We start from the raw sequence: 22,845 nt of genomic DNA on the forward strand, positions 1-22,845 counted from the left end.
GTGCGCGCCCCGCCCCCGTCCGGTGGGTCCGTTCCGGTCAGTTCTTGCCGAGGAGCTTGTTCATCCGCTCGATCTCCGTGCTCTGCGCGGTGACGATCCGACCGGCCAGTTTCACGGCAGGAGCGGACGTGCCGTCCGTTCGCTCGGTCTTCGCCATGGTCACCGCACCCTCGTGATGCTTGATCATCATCTTCAGGAAGGCGGTGTCGAAGGCCGTACCCGAAGCGTTTTCGAGCTCGGTCATCTCCGCGTCCGTCATCATCGTGCCCATGTCGTGCGTGGAGTGGTCCATGCCGCCGCCCTCGGCGGGTACGTCCTCACCCCAGGAGGTCAGCCAGCCGGACAGCGTCCGGATCTCCGGCCCCTGGGCCTTCTCGATGTCGGCGGCGAGCTTCTTCACCTCGGCCGACCGGGCCCGCCCCTCGGCGAGGTCGGCCATCTCCACGGCCTGACGGTGGTGAGGAATCATCCCCTGGGCGAAGGCGACATCGGCCGCGTTGTGCTTACCCCGCACCGCCGACGATGCCGACGCCGAGGCCGATGAAGGGCTGGAGGCGGCGCCGTGCCCGTTGTGCCCGGGCGAGCCGGCGTTGTCGCCACCACAGGCGGCCAGTACGAGCGCCGCGGCACTCGCAACGGTGACGGCGGCCGTACGGCGGACAAGTGAACGCTTGCAGATCATGATGGTGCAACTCCTTGACGCGCGCCGGTACAGGGCGCGCGGTGTCACGGACAGTGAGAGCGTGCGCGAGGACGGCACCGGCCACCGGCCCGAAACCGGGCCCAGGCATGCCGGTGCCGTGCGGGGGCTCTATATCCGTAGAAGTTGCAGCTCGGACAGGCCGGGCGGGGCCCGGCCCTCATGCGTCCACCCGGTGGCCGCCGCCACGGGAGAAGCGGCGGCGGGTACGTCGAGGAACGAGTCGGCGAGCGCGGGCGGGGTGTACGCCGCACTCGTACCGGCGGCCGCACACGTGCCGTCCGCGTGATCGAGGTGACCCGACCCGCCGTCGGTGTGCGAGCAACCCGCGTCCGCGTGCGGCACGTTCTCCGCCGCGGCCATCATTTGTTCGTGTCCGGCGCCCGTCGCCTCAACTCCGCCGGGTGCCAGCGCGTGCATACCCAGCACACCGGCCAGCACGGCCAGGACCAACAGCACGAACAACCGCCCGGCGGGGCGGTGGGTTGCTCGGGCGGCTGCGGTCACGCCCTCATCGTAGGGGGCGTCGCGGCCACGATGTCGCGGACGGCCACCGTGCGGCATCCGCCCCGCTCGAACAGCGGCACCGCGCCAACACCCGTAACGCGCGAACACCTGTACTCAGGTGCACTCACCGGCCGTGCCGTGCCGCGCCGAGCGACCTCGTTTGCGGTTGACTTCGATTGGTTCCAGTCCGGCGCATCCACGGGCGGCCGGCGCCCGGAACCACTTGTGTGACAAGGGGCGCGGCCCGGCTGCCCCGTGATCGGGAGTGAGACGTGGAAATGAACGGCGCGCGCGTGCCGGTGGCCGCAGCCATCGGTGTCCTCGGCGACGTGCGCACGGCTCCTGACGGGGTACCGGTCGTCGAACGGCACGCCCGGTGACCCGGCGCTCCAACGCTCTCGCTCCGGACGTCGTGTCCGACGTGATCATCGTGGGCGGCGGCGCGTCCGGGCTCAGCCTCGCGCAGCGCCTCGTGGCGACCGATTCCCCGACCGTGACCCTGGTGGAAGCACCGGACGGCCCTCTGCGGGCGCCCGAGCGGACCTGGTGCTACTGGGACGGGGACACCGGCGAATTCGACGAGGTGGTCACCGCGTCCTGGTCGCGGCTGCGCATCCACGACGCCGACGGCGGCGCGATCACCGTGGATCCCTCCCCGCTGCGCTACCGCATGCTCCGCTCCACGGACTTCGAGCAATGGGCGTACGCCAGGATCGCCCGGTCGCCCGGTGGGCGCATCGTGCGCGCGACGGCGGACACGGTGCGCGACATCCCTGGGGGAGCGGAAGTCAGGTGCACGGCGCCGGACGGCGGCACACTGACCCTCCACGCTCGCCACGTGTTCGACTCCCGCCCCCTCCCGGCCCTGCCGCCGGCCCGGACACAGCTGCTCCAGCACTTCCGCGGCTGGTTCGTACGCACGGACACGGACCGGTTCGATCCGTCGGTCGCGGACCTGATGGACTTCCGGGTGCCGCAGCCGCGCCACGGCCTCGCCTTCGGCTACGTACTGCCGCTCGCGCCGGACCGGGCGCTCGTCGAGTACACCGAGTTCTCCCGTACCCCGTTGACCCGTGCGGCGTACGAGGCGGCGCTCGGACACTACAGCCGGGAGATCCTCAAGCTCGGCGCGTTCACCGTCGAGACGGCGGAGCAGGGTGTGATCCCCATGACCGACGCGCGCTTCCCCCGCCGGATCGGCGCAGCCGTCTCCCGTATCGGGACCGCCGGCGGTGCCACCCGCCCGGCGACCGGTTACACCTTCGCCGCGGTGCAGCGGCAGAGCCGGGCCATCGCCGCCGCCCTGCGCGACGGCCGCGCGAGCGCACCCCGACCGCACGCCCGGCGCGTACTGGCCATGGACGCGATCCTGCTGCGCGCTCTGGACACCGGGCGGATCGACGGACCCGGCTTCTTCACCGGGCTGTTCCGCAGCGTTCCGCCGGAGCGGCTGCTGCGTTTCCTGGACGGGCGCACCTCACCCTGGGAGGAGTGGGGCATCGGCCTGCGCACCCCCGTGGGCCCCATGCTGCGCACCGCCGTCGAACTCCCCTTCCTGCCACGCCGTACCCACCCAGCCCCACGAAGCGGAGAGAGCCACCGATGACCCTGCTGCGCGACCACGACCTGGCACTCGCCTTCGACCACGCTTCGCACAGCTACGACCGACTCACGGCCCTCAACCCCGGATACCGCACCGATCTCCTGCGTTCGGCGCGACGGCTTCGGCTGCCCCGGGAGGGCGCCGGTCTGCACATCCTCGACCTGGGGTGCGGAACGGGAGCTTCCACCCGGGCCCTGCTCCGGGCCGCGCCCCGCGCCCGGATCACGGCCGTCGACGCGTCGTCCGGCATGCTGGCCCGTGCACAGTCCAAGACCTGGCCCGCCCGGGTGCGCTTCCAGCACCTGACAGCCGAAGGGCTGACCACCACGGACGAGGGATCGTACGACGCGGTGTTCGCCGCCTACCTGTTCCGCAACGTCACGGACACGGACGAAGTGCTCAAGACCGTGCGGACCCTGCTGCGCCCGGGCGGACGGCTCGCCGTCCACGAGTACAGCCTCAGTGGTTCCGCCGTGCACCGGGCCCTGTGGACGGCTGTCTGCCGAGGCGTGATCATCCCCGCGGGTTCGTTCAGCGGTGACCGCGACCTGTACCGCCATCTGTGGCGCAGCGTCCTCGACTTCGACACGGTTCCCGACTTCACCGACCGTCTCAGGGGCACCGGATTCTCGGCCGTGCGCGCGCTGCCCGTCGCCGGGTGGCAGACCGGGATCACGCACACGTTCCTCGCCCGCGAGGGCTCGGCGACCACAGCGGAGTACGCACGGTGAACGACCCTCGACGTGCCGCCCGGCGGGGCCGGGACCGCAAGGCCGAGATCGTGATGCCCGCGCCCGGCCTGAAGCGGTTCCCCGCCGCGGACACCCCGGGTGTCGCCGTGATCGGTGGAGGGATCGCGGGTCTCGCCGCGGCGACCCTCCTGGCCGAACGAGGTGCCCGCGTGACCCTCTACGAACAGGCGGAGTCACTCGGCGGCCGGCTCGCCGGCTGGTCCACCCGGCTTGCCGACGGCGGGGAGGCGACCATGAGCCGGGGCTTCCACGCGTTCTTCCGCCAGTACTACAACCTCCGTGGCCTGCTGCGGCGCACGGATCCGGCGCTCGACCGTCTCCGGCAGGTGCCCGACTACCCGCTGCGGCACAGCGGCGGGCTGACCGACAGCTTCGCCCGCGTACCCCGCACACCACCGTTGAGCGCACTCGGGTTCGTCGCCCTGAGCCCCACGTTCGGCTGGCGCGACCTGGCCGCGATGGACGCCCGAGCCGCGCTGCCCCTGCTCGACGTCCGCGTACCCGAGGTCTACGAGCGCTTCGACTCGGTCAGCGCGACCCAGTTTCTCGAAAGCGTCCGCTTCCCCGAGGCCGCACATCATCTGGCGTTCGAGGTGTTCTCCCGCAGCTTCTTCGCCGACCCCCGCGAACTGTCCGCCGCGGAACTCCTGCTGATGTTCCACATCTACTTCCTCGGTTCGTCCGAGGGCCTGCTCTTCGACGTCCCGACCGCTCCCTTCCCGCAGGCGCTGTGGGACCCGCTCGGCGCGTATCTCCAGCGCCTCGGCGCGCACATCCGCACCGGTACGCCGGTACGCGCCGTCCACCCCGGCGACGGAGGGGGAGGGGGAGTGGAGGTGCGGACGGACACCGCCGTGGACCGTCATGACGCGGCGGTTCTCGCCCTCGACGCCAGCGCCCTGCGGGGCCTCGTCGCGGCGTCACCCGCGCTGGGCACCTCCGCCTGGCGCGACGACATCGACGGCCTGCGCACCGCGCCGCCGTTTCTCGTCTCGCGGCTCTGGCTCGACCGCCCGGTACGCGCCGACCGCGCCGCGTTCCTCGGCACCAGCGGCTACGACGGCCTCGACAACGTCAGTGTCCTGGACCGCTACGAGGACGAGGCCGCCCGATGGGCGTCCCGATCCGGCGGCTCGGTGGTGGAACTGCACGCCTACGCCGTGCCCGAGGACGCGCGGCGCGAAGCCGTACAGTCCCGGCTCGTCGACCGTCTGCACGAGGTATATCCGGAGACACGAGGGGCGCGGATCGTGGACGCCCGGCATGAATGGCGCTCCGACTGCCCGCTCTTCCCGGTCGGCTCCTACACCCGGCGGCCCACCGTGACCACTGCGCACCCGCAGATCGTGCTCGCCGGTGACGCGATCCGCTGCGACCTGCCCGTGGCCCTCATGGAACGCGCCGCCACCACGGGCTTTCTGGCGGCCAACGCCCTGCTGGCCGGCTGGGGAGTCCGGGGCCAGGTGCTGTGGACGGTACCCCGAGCGGGCCGTTCGCCCGTACTGCGGGCGCTCGGCACGGTCGGAAGCCGCTGACCCTCGCTCCTCCGCACGACGTTCCGCTCCTTCGGGAAGACCTCGAAGACGCCCTGGCGGTCGAAGAGGCCCTGGCCGGCAGACGGTGTCAGCCAGGGAACCGGCCCGCGCTGCGCAACGCCCAGCGCCGCTCCGCGTAGGCCAGGTCGTCGCGCCACAACCGGCCGGCCGTGCGGCGCATCAACGGTCGGAGCGCGGGCGCGGCGGCCCGTGCCAACGCGAAACCCCGCCGGTCCGAGGCAGCCACGACCGCCTCGATGACGGCGGTCCGCGGCTGCTCCGCGTTCTCGCCGGTCAGCGGCGTGGCGTGGGTCTCGACCACGGACGTCGATCCCTCACCCTCGGTGATGCGCATCACCACGGTCCGGGGTCCGGGAGCGGTGAACTCCGCCCGCACCGGCACCACCAGACGGTCGGTCAGCCGGAAGGAGACATCGACGACGAACGCGTCGTCCGCCTCGCCCCGCGGCGGGCGCGTCACCGTCAGGTCGACGAACGAGTAGGGGTGGAACCACGAACCGTGCCACGGATCCAGCCGGTTGGCGATCACGTCCTGGGGCTCGCACCGGCCGACGGCCGTGTAGACGGCGTCCACCCCGCTGCCCGCCGCCGGCCGCGCCGGCACCACGGGCCGCTCGGTCGGCTCCTCGCCGCCGACCGAGTCCAGCCTGACCCACACCAGTACACCGTCGTCGTGGGCGGGGAACGGATCCCAGCCGGCGAACGACCCGCCGTCCAGGGCCAGTCCGTGCCAATGGCACACCAGCGTGCCGCACACCACCCGGCTGTCCCGCAGCGGGGCGCCGAGATGCGGGCAGGCGCCCGGACCGGCGTGCAGCCGGCCCGTGTCCGACCGCCACAGCACGACTTCGACCCCGCCGACCGTTCGGCCGTAGGGGCGGTCACCGGCGCGTACGTCCCGCGAGGCACCCACGACGAACCAGTTCCCCGACGGACGGGCGGAGGCCCGTTTGAGCGCGTCGGAGATGATCGACGGGCGTGCTTCCTGCCAGGTCGGCGGCTGCGCCGCCCAGTCCGACCGGCGGCGCCGCCGCAAGGGTGACGTCCAGCCGGGCCGGTTCGCTCGGTCGCTCACCGCACGGGACCTTTCCGCTGCAGGGGCGTGACGCCCGCCTGTGCTGTCAGGGGCGAGGAACGGGCGCGCCATCGTGCCCTCGTGATGTCGACGATCCCCGCGGCGGCCGTCGCCGCACGGCGCCCGCGCGACACGACCGCGCGGCGGTGCAGCACGGTGTAGTCCTGGTCCGCGATCGCGTCGAGAATGCCACCGTAGAGCGTGAACGCGGTACGGATGCAGGGCCGCGTGCGCGGGTCCAGCATGGCGATGCCCGGTTCCGCCGCCCGGTAGATCTCTCTGGTCATGCCCTCGGCGGCGACGAGCGCCCGGCGAATCCTCGCGTCGGGTCGTCCCGTACGGCGGCTCCACTCCAGCAGCGGACGGTCCACGCCGTGGGCCGCGAGCAGGTCCGCGGGCAGATAGACGCGGCCCCGGTCGAGGTCCTCGCCGACATCGCGCAGGAAGTTGGTGAGCTGGAAGGCCACGCCCAGGTCGGCGGCGTGCGGTGCCGCTTCCTCGCGTGAGGTGACCGTGCCGAGCACGGGCAGCATCTGCAGTCCGATTACCGCGGCCGAGCCGTGCATGTAGGCGCGCAGGTCGGCGTAGGTCGGGTAGTCCGTGACGTGCAGGTCGCTGCGCATCGACGCCAGGAAATCGGCGAACAGCGTGTGGTCGATGTCGTACCGGCTCGCGGTGTCGGCCACGGCCCGGACCACCGGCTCGTCCCCGGCTCCGGTACGCAGCCCGTGCGCGAGGTCGCTCTCCAGGCACCGCAGCAGCCGGTCGCGCTCGTCAGGGGTGCGGCGCCGGTCGAGGTCGTCCACGATGTCGTCCGCCCAGCGGGCGAAACCGTACAAGGCGTGTACCGCGGAGCGGCGTTCCACAGGGAGCAGACGGGTGGCCAGGAAGTAGGTCCGGCCGTGGCGGGCGTTGAGCCGCCTGCACTGGGTGTAGGCCTCGCGCAGGGCGGGATCGGTGATGTCCGCGGCGTCCAGCTCACGACGCGTCATGAACGCCCTCCTCGGTGGAGACCGCGGCGGTACGTGCCGCACGCTGTACGGGACGGACGCGCTGTACGGGACGGAGGCGGGGGCCGCTGCCCCGGACGCCGCCGGTGACGCGCGCGGCGGCGAGCTTTCCGCTGATGAGCACCGTCGGCACACCGACGCCTGGTGTGGTGCCGCAGCCGGCCAGTACGACGTTCTCCAGACCGCGCACCAGATTGCGCGGGCGGAACGGTCCTGTCTGGGCGAAGGTGTGGGACACCGAGAACGGGGTGCCCGCAGCATGTCCCTGCGCCGTCCAGTCCAGCGGCGTCACGAGCATTTCCTCCTGCACGCTGTCCGCGAACCCGTCCAGGCCCCGGCGTTCCAGTTCGGCGACCAGGCTGTCGCGGTAGCGCGGGCCGAGGTCCCGCCAGGCCTCGGCGGAGGGCCCGACGTCGGTGTTCGGGCACGGGGCCAGCACGTAGTGCAGGTGCTTGCCCGGCGGGGCGAGGGCGGGGTCGTGTGTCGTCGGCCGGGTGATCAGCAGGGACGGGTCGCTCATCAACGTCCCCGACCGGGTCAGCTCGTCGAAGGTGCTCTCCCAGGCCGTGCCGAACGAGAGGGTGTGGTGGGCGAGACCGGGCCAGGTGCGGTCGGTTCCCGCGTGCAGCACCACGGCGGACGGCGAGTGCCGCAGTCCCACCGGGCGGCGGGGTGTCCGTCCGACGAGCCGGTGCGCCGTGGACAGCTCGCAGGTCAGCACCACCGCGTCGCAGGCGATCCGCTCACCCGAGGCGAGATGTACGGCACGCACACGGCCGCCGCTCCGTTCGAGGGAGGTCGCCTCGGCCGACCAGCGGAAGTCGGCGCCCGCGCCGGCCGCCGCGTTCGCCATGCCACGAGGCAGCGCGTGGATGCCGTTCTTCGGGAACCAGACGCCGGCCACCGTGTCCATGTAGGCGATCACCGCGTACGCCGCGAGGGCCCTGGCCGGGGTGACTCCGGCGTACAGGGCCTGGAAGGAGAAGACGCGGCGCAGCCGCGGGTCGGAGATGAAGCGGCCGATACGGCGGTCAAGGCGTCCGAAGCCGCCCAGCGCGGCCAGCCGGGCCAGGTCCGGGTGGAGGAGCTGGAAGGGGGAGTCGAAGTTGGTGTCGATGAAGCGCCGCATCTGCGCCCGGTACAGCCGCTCCAGCCAGGTCCTCAGCTCGCGGTAGCCGGCTGCCTCGGCCGGTCCGGCGAACTCACGCACCGCGCTCTCCATTGCCTCGCCGTCCGTGTGCACGTCGAGTGAGGTGCCGTCCGCGAAGGACGCCCGGTAGGCCGGGTGCAGGGGCGTCAGCTCGACGTGCCGGGCGAGGCTGTCACCTACGGCGGCGAAGGCCTCGTCGGCCAGGTGCGGCATGGTCAGCACCGTGGGACCGGTGTCCACTTCGAAACCGCCCATGCGGACGTGACCGGCCCGGCCGCCCGGGCCGGCGTTCCGTTCGACGACGGTCACCCGCCGACCGGAACCCAGCAGGTGCAGCGCACAGGCGAGGCCGGACAGTCCGGCTCCCACCACGACGACATGATCCGTCGGCCCAGGTACCGTTCTCACGCCGCCTCCCCGGTATGTCCCAGTGCGACGCCCGAGGCGCGCTCGACCAATGTGGTGAACTCCCGCCGTACGACGGGGTCGGGGGTCGCCCCCGCGAAATGCCGCACGCTTGTCGCCGCCAACTCCGAGATCTTGGACTCCACGACGCCTCTCGCGCCGGTCCGCTCCAATGCCGCTCGCATGCGGCTCACCGCCTCGTCCGGCCGGCCGCCGACCCCGACGTCGGGGCTGGGGCTGGGGCTGGGGCCGAGGGCGTCGACTGCCTCCTCGTCACCGGCGGCGTCAGCGAGCCACAGGCCGACCGCGAGGAGATAGGTGAGTTTGCGGGTCCGCAGATCGTCGTCGGCCGGTTTGCCCGTCGTTTTCGGATTGCCATAGGTGCCAAGGAGGTCGTCCCGTAGTTGGAAGGCCAGCCCGGCACAGCGCCCGGCCGAGCGGAGGGCGTTCAGGGTGTGGTCGTCGCCACCGGTCAGGGCCGCGCCCAGGGCCAGGGGCCGCTCGACCGTGTACAGGGCGCTCTTGAGCGTGGCGATGCTCACGGCCTCGTCGACACCGGACGATCCGGCGGCCTGCGCGTGGATGTCGCGGTACTGCCCGGCGACCATCTCCGTACGCATGGCCCGCCACTCGTGGAACAGCCGTGTGCCGTGCGGCGAACCGAGTGCCGTCTCGGTCAGTACGTCGTCCGCCCAGACCAGGGCGAGGTCGCCGGCGAGTATCGCGGCGGAGGTCGAGAAGACCTCCGGTGAGCCGGTCATCCGCGCGGCCCGGTGCATCTGGGCGAGCTCCACATGGACGGCCGGTGCGCCCCGGCGGAGCGGTGATCCGTCCATGACGTCGTCGTGTATGAGAGCGCACGCCTGTACGAGTTCGAGCGCGGCCGCGGTCCGCAGGAGCGCGGTGGGGTCACCCGAACCGCCCGCGGCCCGCCAACCGCACCACGCGAACGCCGAGCGCAGCCGTTTGCCGCCCCGGCGGACGAACGTGGTGACCCGGCCGGCGACGTCCTGTGCGAACACCTGGTCCACGTCGAAGGCCCTGCGCAACTTGGTGTCGAGTACATGCCCGAGCTCCGCCTCGACGGCGCGGACGGCCTCCAGGGCCGTGAGCGGACTGTCGACGGGCACGACCGGTTCGGCCGCGGTGGGCCGGAGTCCCAGCATGCACAACTCCCCTTCACTCTCGGTCACCTGCACACCAGTGTTTCTCTCGCGGGCGTGTTAACGGATGCGCTGATTCCTGCCCGTTGCGAGACCTGTCGCCGGTCGCAGTCACTCCACTGGCGCAGCGCTCTGCGTCTCATGGCGGTGTGGACGAGATCGACACCGTGGATTGGGACGCCATCCGAGCCGTCCCCGGTATTACCGGCGCGGCGAACCTGGTACAGGCCGAGGCGGCCGGCTCGTAGCTCGGCGGTGGTGGAATCGTCCGGGTCCCCCTCTGGTGCACCATGGCCGGCCGTCTGCGAGAGCGCACCGATTTCCTCGTCGGGCTGGGTAAGAGGGGCAGGTCATTGCTGGCCGACGAGGCCACGCACTGGCGTTTCGAGGTTCGCGAGTGTGTCGCCGTCGGCGGGGACACGGCGGCCTTCGGCGTCATGGCGGGCCGTCTCCCCGACGGCGTGCGGACGGCGAAGGTACATCTCGCGGGTGCCATCACCGGGCTGAGCGAACCCACCCTCGTACACCCGCCGGTGGAGGGCTCTCCCGAGGCATGCCTGCGGGTGACCGGTTGCCCTCCGCCAGAACTGCCGCCAGGTGCGGTGCTCTTGGCGGCGGAGTGCGGGATCAGTGCGTGCACTGACCGTGCACTGATCGGGCCGCGCCAGGCGATTTGAGCACTGCCGTCGACCATCAGCGGGCGGTCAGCCACCGTTTCCACCGCGTTGCCGGCTCGTTGGATCGGGCGTCGGTCGTGGCCATGGAGCGGGGGACGGAATGCGTCGGCGATGGGCTGTGGCCTGGGTGTTGTGCGCGGCTGTTGCTGTGGCGCTCGCGTTGATGTGGCGCAGGTGGGACGAGAGCACCGCCGCGACGGTGAGTTCCGTGGTGGCGGCCGTCGTCGGGCTTTACGGAGTGCTGGCGGTGTGGGTATGGCGTCGCGATCCGAGGAGGGGACATTCGAGTACCGGGCAGCTGGCGGATGCCGCGGCGGTCCTCGCGCGTCTGGTGGGACGGCAGTGGCAGGAGGAGGCGACACTCAGGCAACTGTTCGACCCCGCTCCGATGCCTGTGGTGTGGTCCGACTGCCTTGAGGTCGGAGTGGGCGACCACCGCCGACTGATCGGTGCCCCCTTCTCCTGCTGTGCGGACCGGCTGGGCGAACTGACCTCGGCCTACCGGGCGCTGCCCAGAGGCCGACTCGTCGCACTGGGACCTGGAGGGTCGGGCAAGACCACGTTCGCCGTGCTCCTCACGCTCGGACTGTTGCGCACCCGGGAAGAGGGCGATCCGGTGCCGGTGCTGCTGTCATTCGCCTCCTACGACCCGGCCCGCGAGAGTGCTCACGACTGGCTGAGCCGCCGGATCGCGGCCGACTACCCGGCGCTCGCCGACGCCGAGGCCTATGGGCCGACCGCGATCCGCGACCTCCTCGCCGGACACCAGGTCCTTCCCGTGCTCGACGGGCTGGACGAACTCCCCGTACCGGCCCATGCCGCTGTCCTGACCGCACTCAATGACTCCCTGGACGCCCACACGCCCTTGGTTCTGACCTGTCGCACCGCCGCCTACACCGCTGCGGTCGCCGAAGCGGGCGTCCTGGCCGGTGCGGCTGTCATCGAGCCCGCCGAGGTGCGTCCCGCCGACGCCTTCGACCTGCTGCGCCTGGCCACCTCACCCGGACCCCGCCAGGAGCGATGGGACGAGCTCGCCCAGCACGTGTCCCGGCACCCCGGCGGGCCACCGGCCCGGGCCCTGGCCAGCCCTTTGATGGTGGGGCTCGCCCGATCCGTGTACGCCGACGCCGATGGCGACCCGTCCGAGCTCGCCGACCACGACCGCTTTCCGACCACCGCGACCATCGAGCACCATCTGCTGGATGCCCTGGTCCCCGCCCTGTATGCGCGTGCCCACCGCCTGGGGCCCGCTGCCCGCCGCTGGGACCGGGCCCGCGCTCAGGGCTACCTCACCCAGCTCGCCGTAGGCCTGCGTCGCCAGGACACCCAGGACCTGGCCTGGTGGCAGCTCTACCGCTGGACACCGCTGGCCCATGCCTGGAGCCGTGCCGCGCTGTCGGCTCTTGCCGCGTTCACCCTCGTCTGGGCGGCCTACCTGGCTGACCGTCTCAGAACCCCCGGACTCTCGGGCTGGCCGCTGGAAGTCGTGTTCTCGTACAGCGGCGCAGTGGCTCTGGCCATGGTGGCCATGGTCCGCGTCGCGGCGTGGAGGGCGGCCGGGCCGCACACACGGGCCGGAGCGCTGCGGGCGGTGCTGCTGATCGCCGGGTGCGGCTATGTGGCCCACTCCGCTCCGAAGTCCGTGGTGCGCATGGCCGATATCAGCGTCTGGGCCGGGGTCGAATACCTTGTGCTGGCCAGCAGCCTCTACGGGCTCTCCTACCTGGCGGTCCTCTACACCGCCGGAATTCCGGCACCGCCGCACACGCCCAGCCGAGGTGGTCTCGGCACACTTCACTGGCGTCACCGGCTGCCCCGGGCTCTGCTCACCGTCGCCGGCACCGCAGTCCTCACCGGCTCCGCACTCACCCTGCATGTCTTCACCGTGCCGCCGTGGTTCCCGGCTGAAGTATCGGCGGACTCCATCCCTCCATGGGACGCCTGGACGTACGGCCTGACGACGGGGTGCTTCTTCGGCACGGTACAAGCACTGCTGCGCTGGACGCGGCACACCGTGTCCCCGGACGAACTCACCACAGCGGCCTCTTCGGTACGGGCCGACCGGCTCATCTCCCTGCTGACAGGCGCCGCAGGAGCGTTGCTGATCACTCTGCCCGACGTCCCGCTGGTGCTGAGCGTCGCGGGAGCCCTCCCCGATGTGAGCCTTGCCGTGTCCCTGGTCGGGTACCTCTGGTACAAACTTCCTTTCGTGGGCCCCGTCGGCCTGTTGCTCGCCCTGGCCGCCTGCGCCTGGCCGTACTACATCGCGGCGCGCATCCTGCTGGCAGCCCGGGGCCGACTGCCGTGGAGGCTCCAGTCATTCCTGGCCGACGCCCACCGCCTCGGTGTTCTGCGCCAGGTAGGACCCACCTACCAGTTCCGCCATGCCCGCCTGCGAGACCGCCTGGCCGACGGAGCACGCCTGCCTCATCCTCGTACGACATCCGCTCCGCAGGTAGATGCGGCTTCGCCTCCGGACGCTCCGTCGCGATCACTGGGCTGAGGTCATGGCTGAGGGCAAGCGCACGGTGGTCGTTGCAACACACGTCACCACGTACGGCTGAGCGGCTGGCGTCGTCCCAGGGAGCCGGTGACCTGGCCCGGCCGTCCCTGCGGTCCCAGACTGTCGCGCGGCGCCGCTCGGACAGCCGTGGAATGGCACCGGTTGTCAGACGCGGTCGTGGAGCGTGACCTGGTAGCCGTCGGGGTCGGCGAAGGTGAAGGTCCGGCCGAAGGGGCCGTCGATCGGCGCGGAGACGATGGTGTGACCGTCGGCGACGAGAGCATCGTGAATGGCCTGGACATCGGTGGCGTGCAGCCAGATCGCAACACCGATGCCGGGCTGGGCGACGGACGCGAGATCGGTGCCGGGAACGATGGCGCGGAGTGCGAACGCGATCGGCTTCGTTTCGAAGACGACGGCGTGCGGAGGCCCGGCCTGCGAGCGGACGAGGCCGAGGTACTGCTCGTAGAACGCCTGCGACGCGTCGAGGTCGCGCGCCTGGAGCGAGATGAAGTCGGGGCCGGTGGCGGGCATGATGATGCTCCTTCTTCTGGAGTCGCTTGGTCGGGTGGCCTTCGTGTCAGCTTTCTGACACACGTCAACCTATGTCAGAATGCTGACATGAATCAAGACGGCATCGACCTGGAGACTTCTCTGGGCTACCTGCTCAAGGAGGCGTCGAGCGTCCTCCGCGCGGCCATGGAGGAGGTGCTGCGGCCGCTCGGGATGAGCGTGACGCACTACTCCTGCCTCGAACTGCTGGCCCAGCGGCCGGGCCTGTCGAACTCCGAGCTCGCGCGGGGCGCGTTCGTCACACGGCAGTCGATGAACGTGCTGCTCCAGACCCTGGAACGAGAGGGTTACGTGACCCGGCCCGCGGAGGCACCCGTCGGGAAGGTTCTCCCCACGCGGCTCACGCCGAGCGGCCGACGCAGCCTTGAGAAGGCGACCGTCGCGGTCCGGTCCGTCGAGGTCAGGATGCTGGCCGGCATGACCGAGGTCGAGCAGTCGGGCGCGTTCCGGAGCCTGCGGAGCATGATTCATTCCCTGCGCGACGGCAACGGAGGCACCAACGGCAACGGCGGCGCGTAGCTCGTTCCTCGGGGAGCGAGGTCAGGAACTCCGCAGGCACCCCTCGGGAAGCTCTTGAACACCCGCTGCGCGTTCAGCGGCTCCTTGCCGAACGGAGTGCGGACCCGACCGTCCGAGCCTCTCAGCTGTCGTCACCCCGCGCCGGGCCAGTTCGCTGGGCGGGTAGGCGTCCTGTACGGGATGCTGCACGCATGATCAGTCGAGAGGCCGCGGTGCAGGCTGTCGAAGAGCAGCTGGAGCGCGACTGTCAGGCATGGCGGAGTGCGAGGGCGCCCGTGATGCGCATGGTGGTGGTCCATGTCGAGGAACACGAGTTGGTGTGGATCGTCGCCTATGACTCCGAGGAGTTCGTACGCACCCGGAACTCGGAGCACAGGCTGGCCGGCAACGAGCCGTACCTGGTCGACCGCGTCGACGGAGGACTGCACCGGATCGGCCCCGTCTCCGCCATGACGGGAGCGTGGGAGGACGACTACCGGGCGCGGATACGGGGGTTGCCCGTACGAACCGCGGTAGACGACCTCCACGATGAGATACGAGAAGTCGCCGCTGCCCGTGGACGCATGCACGCTGTCCGGTCCCTGCGCCAGAGACTGCCGCTACTGTCGCCGGCGCAGGCCATCGCGTACGCGGATGCCGTGCTGAACGGCACCGCACCGGCGCCACATCTCACCGCCGTGGCCACCCAGGAACTCGTGGAACCTCTCGACCCGGTACTGGCCGTCAAAACCATTCACCCCGGTGTACCGGACGAGACTGGCTGAGGCGGACCCGCTGTCCCCAAGTCGGGTCACCACAAGTGCCGTTCTGCCGGTACGTCGCCCCCTCACCGGGGCGAGGGAGAGCCCCTACCTCTGAAGTGCGCTATCCCTCCGCTCCCGCTTTCGACCCTCAGTCGGCGAAGGCCCGTAGGTTGAGTTCCGATGGCCCGTGGTTCGAGAGCCATGTCATCCGGCTGTCCGTTGCGGCGAAAGCCTTTCGCGCCGCGTGACACCAGGCCGTGCGGTCGGTCAGGGCGAGGTATGACGTCCGTAGCCGGTGCCACCGAGCGTGGAGTTCGGTGTCGTCGGACCACAGGGGTGTCTCCTTCGTCAGGTAGGCGGCGACCGTCGCTGCGGCGAAATGGCGCTCGGACGTCGGCGCGAGCGCTTCGAGGTGCCTCACGTGAGCCTCCATCACCTCGACCGCCCGCGGGTAGTGGCGAAGAGATGTGCCCATGCCCTCGCAGTACGTCATCACATGGAGGATTCGCCCTGTGTGGTCCACGAGTTCAGCGTCGGCCCCGGGCTCCGCGATGGCCTCGGGGAGTCCGGCGGCTCGGGCGACGAGGTGGGCGAAGTAGCTGTTGAGGAAGTCGCCGTCGGCGGCTCGCCGCAGCAACCATGGCCGGATGGCCGGGTGATCGTCCACATGTCGGCACAGCGCCTCCACCGCGTGCACCCGGCCTCAGGACGTCACTCGCTCCGCGAGCCAGATCAGCGCGTCCACACTGTCCGGCAGGCGTTCGAGGGCCCGTACGGCGAGAGGTCCGAAGTCGTTGGAGAAGAGGCTGACCGTCTGGATTCTGGGGATGTCGTCCACCGTGGCGACCTCGGCGAGCAGAGCCAGTCCGAGGGCGACGGCGTCGGCGTCGGCGTCGTACCCGTGTCGCACCAGCCACCGCCCGGAATCCCGGGCCCTGGCCGCCGGTGCTCTCAGGACGGCGGCGGTGACGTGCTTGTCGCCGCGGACCGGCACATGGACACCGTCAAGACTGGCGGCCAGCTCGCGCGGCGAGGTGCCTGGATCGGCGAAGAACCCGTCGAGAACGGCAGCGGCGTCCACTCCGACGCGCGTGTGGTCACGCCGTCGTGCCGACCCTGCCCTGCGGCGACGGCGTACCGCATCAGGCAACGCCCCGAGGCGCGGCAGAGGTTGGTCAGGCGTCAGACGGTGAAGCCTGAGCGCATGCTGGAACAGCGAGGTCGGGGTACCGGGCAGCCGAGGCCCGGGCGCCTCGCTCACAGGCGGGCGGAGGACTCGATTCTTTTGATCATGTCTCCCAGCCTGCCATCCAGGTGGCCGCCGACGTAAGTACTTCCTACGCTCCGATGTGCTTGGAACAGGGCGAGACGCAGGACAGGGCTGGCCTCGCTCCACACCAGCAGGGCAAGATCGTCCCGTGATACGCCATGCCCACGAGGATCCCGAGCTGCGGGCCCTGGTACGCCGCTACGTCACGCCCGAGCGACGCTACTGGAAACTCAGCGGCAGCTTGCTGCGTATGCAGAGTCCTGAGTACGACCAGTTCCTACGAGACCTCCGCGAGGACGCGGAACTCATCACCGCGGATGAGATCGCCACCCTCCTTGAGGGCGGATGGCGCGAACGGAGAACCGCGGCATGGCTCGTGGCTGTCTCCCGCCGGACCGGGTTCCGTGAACGCCTCGGGGAGCTCCTGCTGGCCGGCGAGGTCTGCTGTACCGGACTTGCCTATTGCGTGGCCCTGGCCGGTTTCGGGACACCGCGCGACGCCGAGCTGCTGAGCGCCTACCTCGACCGTTACCTTCGCCGCCCCGACCTCGCGTACGACCAGCCCGTGGCCATGGGCGCTTTCCTGTTCATCGACCTCAATCTGCAAGGCGACCGGACTGCCCGTTTCCTCGGCCCCGACGGCTTGTGGCAACAGTGGCTCCAGGACGCGGCGCACATGTCGTGCACCACGAGTGTCGTCACCTACTTGAGCCTGATGCGACGACTTTGCGCTGTCGTCGACGAGTGTGCCGAAGCGCAATGAGTCATGTCAGCGGTCCGTCCCTCTCCAGGCCATCCCCGTCACCCGGTCCCGGTCGGACGTGACCCTGCAAAGGTTCGCTAGAAGACACCGAAGACGATGAGCGTGGGCAGAGCCGTGGCCGTGAGGCTCAGCAGCCAGTAGGCCCGCCCCCGGTGTCAGGCGGGTGCGGCGTCGGAGCGGTCGGTTCACGGTCGTACTGACCGGCGTTGGGGTGCACATCGATGGTGCGGACCGGTCGTGTGCACCGCCAGCCGCGAGGACGGGGTCAGCCGACCCTGGTGATGCTGTACGGGGTCAGCGTGACCGGGCCGACGAGACCGTTGGCCTGTGCGGCGCGCGTGGACAGTGCGCTGGAGAGCGTGCGCAGTCGGTTGATGAGGGTGGTGGAGACCCGGATGGTGACGGTGTTCTTGCCGGCGTGCAGATAGGCGCCGATGTCCGCCGTCGCGTTCAACTGGTTGACGGTGGGGACTTTGCTGCCGTTGACCGTGAGGGTGTAGCAGTCGGTGACCTGACCCAGGTCGAGCCGCGCGCCGGTGCCCTTCTTCCAGGTGGTGGGCAGGGTGACGGTCGTGGTGTAGGTCCCGGTGCCGGAGGTGTTCTTCAGCTGCGGGATGTCGGTCCAGGGCGTGAGCCGGTCGATGTCGACGTGGACGGGCTCCTTGCCGGTCTTCGTCCCTGCTGAGCCGGTGGTGCCGTAGGGCGCCGCGGGTTGCCAGTCCTGGACGTGCAGGCTCCATGAGCGGGTGGTCAGGTCGATCGCCGAACCGGGGGAGGACGTGGTAGTCCGTACGGTGCGGCCGTTGCTCAGCCGCGTGGTGTAGGTACCGGCCTTCGCTGCCTCCACGGCGAGGCTTCCGTCGGCCCGGACCGTGGCCGCGTCGGCGGTGGTGGACACCACGTGCAGGCCGTGCCCGGTGTTGGAACGGGTGCCCGCGAACCGGTTCGGGTTGTCGGTGAGGGCGATGACCTGGCTGTCGTCCCCGGCCAGCGACACGCGCACGGTGACGCTGTCCCCCTTCGTCGTGTACTGGGCGATCGGGGTGACGGCGCCGGTCCAGGTGTTGAGCAGGTAGGGGACACCGCGGCCCTGCAAGGTGACCTCGGTGTCGACCGGCTTGGCCGAGGTGTTGGGGTCGAAGAGGGTGGCGGGTTCGTCGTCCTGGGTGACCGAGCCCTGGTTGTACAGCCAGTAGAAGTCGGTGTCGGCGTCGGAGCGGTGGACCGAGACGATCGGCCCGGGGGAGGCCGGCTCGGCCGACGGCCGGATGCCCAGCCGCCGCAGCAGGCCCGGCACCGCGGCCTCGGACTTCACGACGTGCACCGACTTCTGCTTGAGCAGGGACGCGATCACGGGCTGGAGAACCTTGTCGCCCTCGGCGTCGAGGCCGGGAACGGTGCCGGGCGCCGTACCCACCACGACCACCGGGAGTCCGGACCTGGCGAAGGAGAGGATCTTCTTCGCGGTGGCCACCGGAATGCTGCTCCGGAAGGGCGCGGAGGTGGGCAGCTGCTCGCTGTCCAGGACGAGGGCCTGGTAGGCGGGGCCGTTCGCGGCCAGTCGCCCGTTCGTGACGGTGGCGTTGGGCAGGTCAAGGAGCGGCGTCACTCCGGGTCTGTCGGGCACCGCCGTACGTACGCGTCGGCCGCGGCCCAGCCGCGGCTGACGGCCTCCTGCCGTTGGGTCAGGTTCAGGCCGAAGTCGGTGACACCGAGGGCCGGGAGGTCGACGGTGATGGTCCGGTCCCGTATCCCCGGGCGGTCCAGGTGGCTCTGGTCGTTGCCCACGACGGCGGTCGTGACGACCTGCTGGAGCAGTTGCAGCAACGGGAACAGCTTCAGGGCCGGGAGTGAGAACAACTGGGCCATACCCGCGGGCAGATCGGGCAGGATGCGTACCCCGATCGTCCGCCAGCGGCTCTTCGCTCCGTCGGTGCGGTCGAAGATCTCGACGGGGAAGTTGGACAGCACCCCACCGTCGACGATCACCGAATCCTGGCCGGTGTCACCGTGGGTGAGGGTGCGCGGCTGGAAGTAGAAGGGGATCGACAGCGACATCCGTACGGCGTCGGCCACCAACTGATCTTCCGGCTTCAGGCCGTAGAGGTGGTAGTCCCAGGGGAGCCGCAGCAGCCGGCCGCGTGTGACGTCGGTGGCCGTCACCACCAGCTTGTACTTCTGGTCCTCCGTCAGCCCCTCGGAGTCACCGCTGTCCTCGCGTCGCAGGTCGGCGAAGGTGGTGACCTTCTTCGTGGCGAGGACGGTCTTTATCCAGTTGTGGATCCAGGCCCCCTGGTAGGCCCCGTGCCGGCGGAGCAGTGAAACGCCTTCGCTCAGCATCGGCACGCCTGGCACCAGCCGCCTTCCGAGCCGTTCCCGGTCGGGTATCAGCCTCAGTTCCAGCTCTTCCATGACCGTGCGCAGTTCTTCGGCGTCCATGCCGGCCGCCACGAAGGCCGCCGCGACGGCACCCACCGAGGTGCCGGCCACGCGCTGGAAGGTGTATCCCTCCTCCAGCAGCCGGATCACCGCACCCGCGGTGCCCAGACCGCGTACCCCGCCGCCTTCCAGAACCAGATCCGCGTTGGACATGGCTCCCCCCTTCTGGTTCGGTTCTTCTCAGTCGTCCCGGAGGCGTTCCTCGACGGCCTCCACCAGACCGGCGATCACGCCGTCGGGTGAAGGGCTGTAGTGCGGAACGGCCCACCGGGTGATGTGGGCGTCGATGAGCGTGGGGCGGCCGGAGCCCAGTGCCCTGCGGAACGCGTCCTCGAACTCGTCGAGCGTGTCCACCCGGTAGCCGTCCGCGCCGCAGGCGCGCGCGTACGCCGCGTAGTCCGGGTTGCGGAACCCGGTCAGGCCGGACTCCCCGTGCTGGGACAGCTGATAGAGCTTGATCAGCTTGAATTCCTCGTCGTTGAAGATGACCCAGATGACAGGGATCTCGTGCTCGACGGCGGTCATCAGCTCGAACCCGCTCATCGCGTAACACCCGTCGCCGCAGCCGACGACGACGGTCCGTCCCGGGTGTGCGAGCTGCACGCCGATGGCGCTGTTGACGGCTCCGGCCATCGGCCCGAAGGAACCGGCCTTACGGAAGTGCTGCCCGTCGTCCAGCTCCACGTAGTAGCCGAGCCAGGCCGTGTGCGCGCCCGCGTCGCCCAGCAGGATCCCCTGTGGCGGCAGCATCCGGCCGATGGCCTGCGCGAGTTGACCGGGATGGAGCTTCCCGGGCAGCCGGACGATCCGCCGGGCCTCGTAGTCCTGGCCCTCGACCTCGGCCTGCGGCACCTCGTCGACCCGCCGCTCCAGCGCGTCGACGAGTGCCGCCACCGCCGGGCGGGCGTCGGACACCAGGGTGTGCTCGGCCCGGTACCTCTTCTCGAACTCGTCCCCGTCGATGTTCACATGGATGAGCTTCTTGCCCTCGAACAGGTCGCCGCGGAAGTCGAAGGTGGCGTGCTGGTTGAAGGAGTTCCCGACGGCCAGGACGACATCGGCCTCACGGAAGACCTTCCAGGCGCTGGAGTGACCGCTGTCGGCGAAGACGCCCACGGCGAGCGGATGCCCTTCCGACACGATGCCCTTGCCGTCCAACGTCGTGATTAAGGGGATCTGGAACCGCTCGATCAGCCGCCTGATCTCGGGCCCGGCACCGCTGCGCACCGCGCCGAAGCCGGCGAGCAGCACGATCCTCTTCCGCTGCCCGAGCGCGTCCGCCAGCACCGACGAGATCTCCTCCACCCGCGCCGGGTCGGGCAGCACCGGCGCCACGTCGAGCCGCAGGGGCCGGAAGTTCTTGACCTCGACGCCGCGCTCGTTCAGATCGCCGGCCACCTGGATGTGCACCGGGCCGGGCCGCCCCTCCAGGGCGATGTTGACCGCTTCCTCCAGGACGTCACACGTGTCGGACGCGTCGGTGAGCAGGAACGACTTCTTGGTCGTGGCCGCGAACACGGCCTTCGAGTCGGCCGTGCGGCGCAGCCCGGAGGTCTCGTTGAGCGCCCCCCACCCCTCCCACTCCAGCCGTGCGTAGCCCGAGACGGCCAGCACCGGATAGGAGTCGGTCATCGCCACGCCCAGCCCTGATATCAGGTTGAACGCGCCCGGCCCCGCTGTCGCGAAGCAGAAGCCCAGCCGGTCCGTGTACATGGCCTCACCACAGGCCATGAAGGACGCGGCCTGCTCGTTACGGGTGATGACCGTCCGGATCCGTCGCGACTCCTCCAGAGCCAGCATCAGGTCGGCCACGCTCTCCCCGGCGCCGCCGAAGGCGGTCTTCACCCCGATTCCTTCCAGCCCTTTGACGATGGCCTCGTAGACCTTCATGGAACCCTCCCCCGTCTCGACCCGCCCCATGTCCGTCTTGCGATCTTCCTTACGTTCTGTCCGTTCTCGGAATGTGCAGCGTAATTGAGGACCGCGAGGCTCCACGTGTGAGAACCGGCCACTCCTTGACGGCCGAGGGCCGAGGGCCGAGGGCCGAGGGCCGGGGGTCAGGGAGCCGGGGACCGCCGCACGGAGGATCGGTCTTCAGACGGGGACTCGTAAGGCGATCACGGCCGGGTCTGCGCCAGGCAACTCCCTGGCCTGCGGCCTTGTCAGTGGCCTGTCGTAGGGTCCCGGCAAGAAGATCCCCGTCTCTCGGAGCCCTCGTGCCGCACCTCGCCCGACTCGTGACCACCATCGCCGCCCCTCTGGCTTTCTCCGGAGCCGACGACGCCCCCCGCCTGGAGCGGCGAGCCGGAACGCGGCTGCTCGTACAGCGCGGTGACACGGAGCTGATCGTGCAGCACCTCGACGAGCCGGGGGCCGGGGCCGAGACCGCCCGCTTTCCGGCTCCCTGGCCACGCCGGTACGGGCACTGCGCGGTGTCGCCCGCCGGCGATCTGGCCGTCTTCGCCGGGCTCCATGCGCTCCAGCTTCTGGACCGGGCGGGAAACGTCCGGTGGGAGGTACGGCACGAGTGCTGGGCAGGCTGCGCGGGGCACGAGTCCTTCACCGAGTACGCCGACGAGCGAGACCATCGGTACGTCGGCAGCGGCTCGGCCGGTTTCTCCGCGGACGGGGCACTGGTGTGGGCGCACGTCCGCGGTCCCCTGGCCGTCGACCGGGGCCGTGGGGCGGACGAGTGGCTGGTCGTCGCCGCACAGGACGGTACGGTGCTCGCCCGCGCGGCGACGCATACGGCAGCGGCGGGTTCCGAGCACATAGGGCATCCGGACCCCGGCCAGATGGGCCTGACCATCGGTGAGGGACAGGACGGCGCTCCGCTCCGCTGGGGACGCTGGAACGGCCACACCCTCGCCGTCGACAGCTTCGGCGACGAGGACCGCGTCCTGCTGGCGGTGAGCCCCAGCGGAGACCGTCTGCTCACCGTCACTCACGACCAGGACACCGTGGCCCTCCACCGGGTGGCCGACGGCACGGTGGAAGCTGAACTGTCCGCCACCGCACTCCCACCCCATCCCGCGCTGGAAACCGAGGAGTTCGCATCCTTCGAGGACGACGAGGCAGAGGCGTTCTTCGACTACGAGGGCGGCTTCCTCGACGAGGACACCGTCGTGGTGGGGACGGTGGAGAGCGACGAGGAGTTCGGCACGGGCCGGCACTGGCTCGTCGACGCGGCCCGTATGCGACCGACCGACCGGCTCGTCTATCCCTTCGAGGTCCCCGGCATGCCGAGGGCCCTCGGCGACGGCACCTGGTACACCACCTCCGCCACCGAGAACGCCCTGCACCTCTGGACCACCTAGCAGCGCTTCCAGCCGGCGCGCACCTCCCACGCGCGCCGAGCACGTTCGGCCGTTCTGCCGACGCGGGCCGACGGCGACCGGTGACCAGTCATGTGACAGAAGCGGTACCGCCCCGGTCTC

At 70.6% G+C, this 22,845-nt stretch carries 21 protein-coding genes; 9 read left to right on the forward strand and 12 right to left on the reverse strand.

Features of this window, described 5'->3' with window-relative positions; all coding sequences use genetic code 11:
- Positions 1-37: 37 nt before the first annotated feature.
- Positions 38-682 carry a DUF305 domain-containing protein gene (locus IE278_RS01830; RefSeq protein WP_189767999.1) on the reverse strand — a complete coding sequence of 215 codons (645 nt, stop codon included), beginning with the start codon at positions 680-682 and terminating at the stop codon, positions 38-40.
- Positions 683-811: 129 nt separating this feature from the next.
- Positions 812-1,207, reverse strand: coding sequence for a DUF6153 family protein (locus IE278_RS01835; protein ID WP_189768001.1), 396 nt, complete (start codon positions 1,205-1,207; stop codon positions 812-814).
- A gap of 376 nt (positions 1,208-1,583) precedes the next feature.
- On the opposite strand from IE278_RS01835, the gene IE278_RS01840 reads away from it, so the two are divergent.
- The 3 genes from IE278_RS01840 to IE278_RS01850 are packed head-to-tail and all read left to right on the forward strand — an operon-like array spanning position 1,584 to position 5,097.
- Positions 1,584-2,813 (forward strand): lycopene cyclase family protein, encoded by a 1,230-nt coding sequence (locus tag IE278_RS01840; RefSeq protein WP_189768003.1) that lies wholly within the window; start codon positions 1,584-1,586, stop codon positions 2,811-2,813.
- Positions 2,810-3,541 (forward strand): class I SAM-dependent methyltransferase, encoded by a 732-nt coding sequence (locus IE278_RS01845; RefSeq protein ID WP_189768005.1) that lies wholly within the window; start codon positions 2,810-2,812, stop codon positions 3,539-3,541. Before IE278_RS01840 ends, IE278_RS01845 begins: the two co-directional genes overlap by 4 nt.
- A 53-nt stretch (positions 3,542-3,594) precedes the next feature.
- Positions 3,595-5,097, forward strand: coding sequence for an FAD-dependent oxidoreductase (locus IE278_RS01850; RefSeq protein WP_189769009.1), 1,503 nt, complete (start codon positions 3,595-3,597; stop codon positions 5,095-5,097).
- An 88-nt stretch (positions 5,098-5,185) separates the two neighbouring features.
- Here the strand turns inward: IE278_RS01850 and IE278_RS01855 are convergent, their stop codons facing one another.
- From IE278_RS01855 to IE278_RS01870, 4 genes are read right to left on the reverse strand one after another with little or no spacing between them, the layout of a single operon-like run.
- Positions 5,186-6,193, reverse strand: coding sequence for a Rieske (2Fe-2S) protein (locus IE278_RS01855; RefSeq protein WP_246569701.1), 1,008 nt, complete (start codon positions 6,191-6,193; stop codon positions 5,186-5,188).
- Positions 6,190-7,185, reverse strand: coding sequence for a phytoene/squalene synthase family protein (locus IE278_RS01860; RefSeq protein WP_189768009.1), 996 nt, complete (start codon positions 7,183-7,185; stop codon positions 6,190-6,192). The genes IE278_RS01855 and IE278_RS01860 overlap by 4 nt, the downstream gene beginning before the upstream one ends.
- Positions 7,172-8,761 (reverse strand): phytoene desaturase, encoded by a 1,590-nt coding sequence (locus IE278_RS01865; protein WP_189768011.1) that lies wholly within the window; start codon positions 8,759-8,761, stop codon positions 7,172-7,174. The genes IE278_RS01860 and IE278_RS01865 overlap by 14 nt, the downstream gene beginning before the upstream one ends.
- Positions 8,758-9,924 (reverse strand): polyprenyl synthetase family protein, encoded by a 1,167-nt coding sequence (locus IE278_RS01870; RefSeq protein ID WP_189768013.1) that lies wholly within the window; start codon positions 9,922-9,924, stop codon positions 8,758-8,760. The genes IE278_RS01865 and IE278_RS01870 overlap by 4 nt, the downstream gene beginning before the upstream one ends.
- Positions 9,925-10,211: 287 nt before the next feature.
- On the opposite strand from IE278_RS01870, the gene IE278_RS01875 reads away from it, so the two are divergent.
- Together IE278_RS01875 and IE278_RS01880 are read left to right on the forward strand one after the other, a co-directional pair.
- Positions 10,212-10,598 carry a hypothetical protein gene (locus tag IE278_RS01875; RefSeq protein WP_189768015.1) on the forward strand — a complete coding sequence of 129 codons (387 nt, stop codon included), beginning with the start codon at positions 10,212-10,214 and terminating at the stop codon, positions 10,596-10,598.
- A 148-nt stretch (positions 10,599-10,746) separates the two neighbouring features.
- A complete protein-coding gene (locus IE278_RS01880) occupies positions 10,747-13,101 on the forward strand; it encodes an NACHT domain-containing protein (RefSeq protein ID WP_189768017.1) in 2,355 nt (784 codons plus the stop codon).
- 165 nt (positions 13,102-13,266) lie between these two features.
- On the opposite strand, the gene IE278_RS01885 is transcribed toward IE278_RS01880, so the two are convergent.
- Entirely contained in the window at positions 13,267-13,635 is a 369-nt protein-coding gene (locus IE278_RS01885; protein ID WP_189768019.1) for a VOC family protein, read from the reverse strand.
- 87 nt (positions 13,636-13,722) lie between these two features.
- Here IE278_RS01885 and IE278_RS01890 point away from each other — a divergent pair, with 87 nt between their 5' ends.
- Both IE278_RS01890 and IE278_RS01895 read left to right on the forward strand, forming a co-directional pair.
- Positions 13,723-14,193 carry a MarR family winged helix-turn-helix transcriptional regulator gene (locus IE278_RS01890; protein ID WP_189768021.1) on the forward strand — a complete coding sequence of 157 codons (471 nt, stop codon included), beginning with the start codon at positions 13,723-13,725 and terminating at the stop codon, positions 14,191-14,193.
- A 191-nt stretch (positions 14,194-14,384) separates the two neighbouring features.
- Positions 14,385-14,957, forward strand: coding sequence for a YrhB domain-containing protein (locus IE278_RS01895; protein WP_189768023.1), 573 nt, complete (start codon positions 14,385-14,387; stop codon positions 14,955-14,957).
- Between the two features lie 127 nt (positions 14,958-15,084).
- On the opposite strand, the gene IE278_RS42035 is transcribed toward IE278_RS01895, so the two are convergent.
- Positions 15,085-15,603, reverse strand: coding sequence for a hypothetical protein (locus IE278_RS42035; protein WP_246569703.1), 519 nt, complete (start codon positions 15,601-15,603; stop codon positions 15,085-15,087).
- A 36-nt stretch (positions 15,604-15,639) separates the two neighbouring features.
- Positions 15,640-16,017, reverse strand: coding sequence for a hypothetical protein (locus IE278_RS42040; protein WP_246569706.1), 378 nt, complete (start codon positions 16,015-16,017; stop codon positions 15,640-15,642).
- Positions 16,018-16,354: 337 nt separating this feature from the next.
- Between IE278_RS42040 and IE278_RS01905 the strand changes: the two genes are divergently transcribed.
- Positions 16,355-16,969: a DUF6000 family protein gene (locus IE278_RS01905; protein WP_189768025.1), complete on the forward strand. Its 615-nt coding sequence runs from the start codon at positions 16,355-16,357 to the stop codon at positions 16,967-16,969.
- Positions 16,970-17,234: 265 nt separating this feature from the next.
- Here the strand turns inward: IE278_RS01905 and IE278_RS01910 are convergent, their stop codons facing one another.
- The 3 genes from IE278_RS01910 to IE278_RS01920 are packed head-to-tail and all read right to left on the reverse strand — an operon-like array spanning position 17,235 to position 21,298.
- The gene (locus IE278_RS01910) at positions 17,235-18,578 is read right to left on the reverse strand and encodes a glycosylhydrolase-like jelly roll fold domain-containing protein (RefSeq protein ID WP_189768027.1); all 1,344 of its coding nucleotides are present in this window, start codon (positions 18,576-18,578) and stop codon (positions 17,235-17,237) included.
- Positions 18,575-19,561, reverse strand: coding sequence for a patatin-like phospholipase family protein (locus tag IE278_RS01915; protein WP_189768029.1), 987 nt, complete (start codon positions 19,559-19,561; stop codon positions 18,575-18,577). The genes IE278_RS01910 and IE278_RS01915 overlap by 4 nt, the downstream gene beginning before the upstream one ends.
- Before the next feature lie 27 nt (positions 19,562-19,588).
- A complete protein-coding gene (locus tag IE278_RS01920; protein WP_189768031.1) occupies positions 19,589-21,298 on the reverse strand; it encodes a thiamine pyrophosphate-binding protein in 1,710 nt (569 codons plus the stop codon).
- A gap of 326 nt (positions 21,299-21,624) precedes the next feature.
- Between IE278_RS01920 and IE278_RS01925 the strand changes: the two genes are divergently transcribed.
- A complete protein-coding gene (locus IE278_RS01925; protein ID WP_189768033.1) occupies positions 21,625-22,725 on the forward strand; it encodes a hypothetical protein in 1,101 nt (366 codons plus the stop codon).
- Positions 22,726-22,845: the final 120 nt, after the last annotated feature.

Source organism: Streptomyces tauricus (assembly GCF_014650955.1).
Classification (GTDB): domain Bacteria; phylum Actinomycetota; class Actinomycetes; order Streptomycetales; family Streptomycetaceae; genus Streptomyces; species Streptomyces tauricus.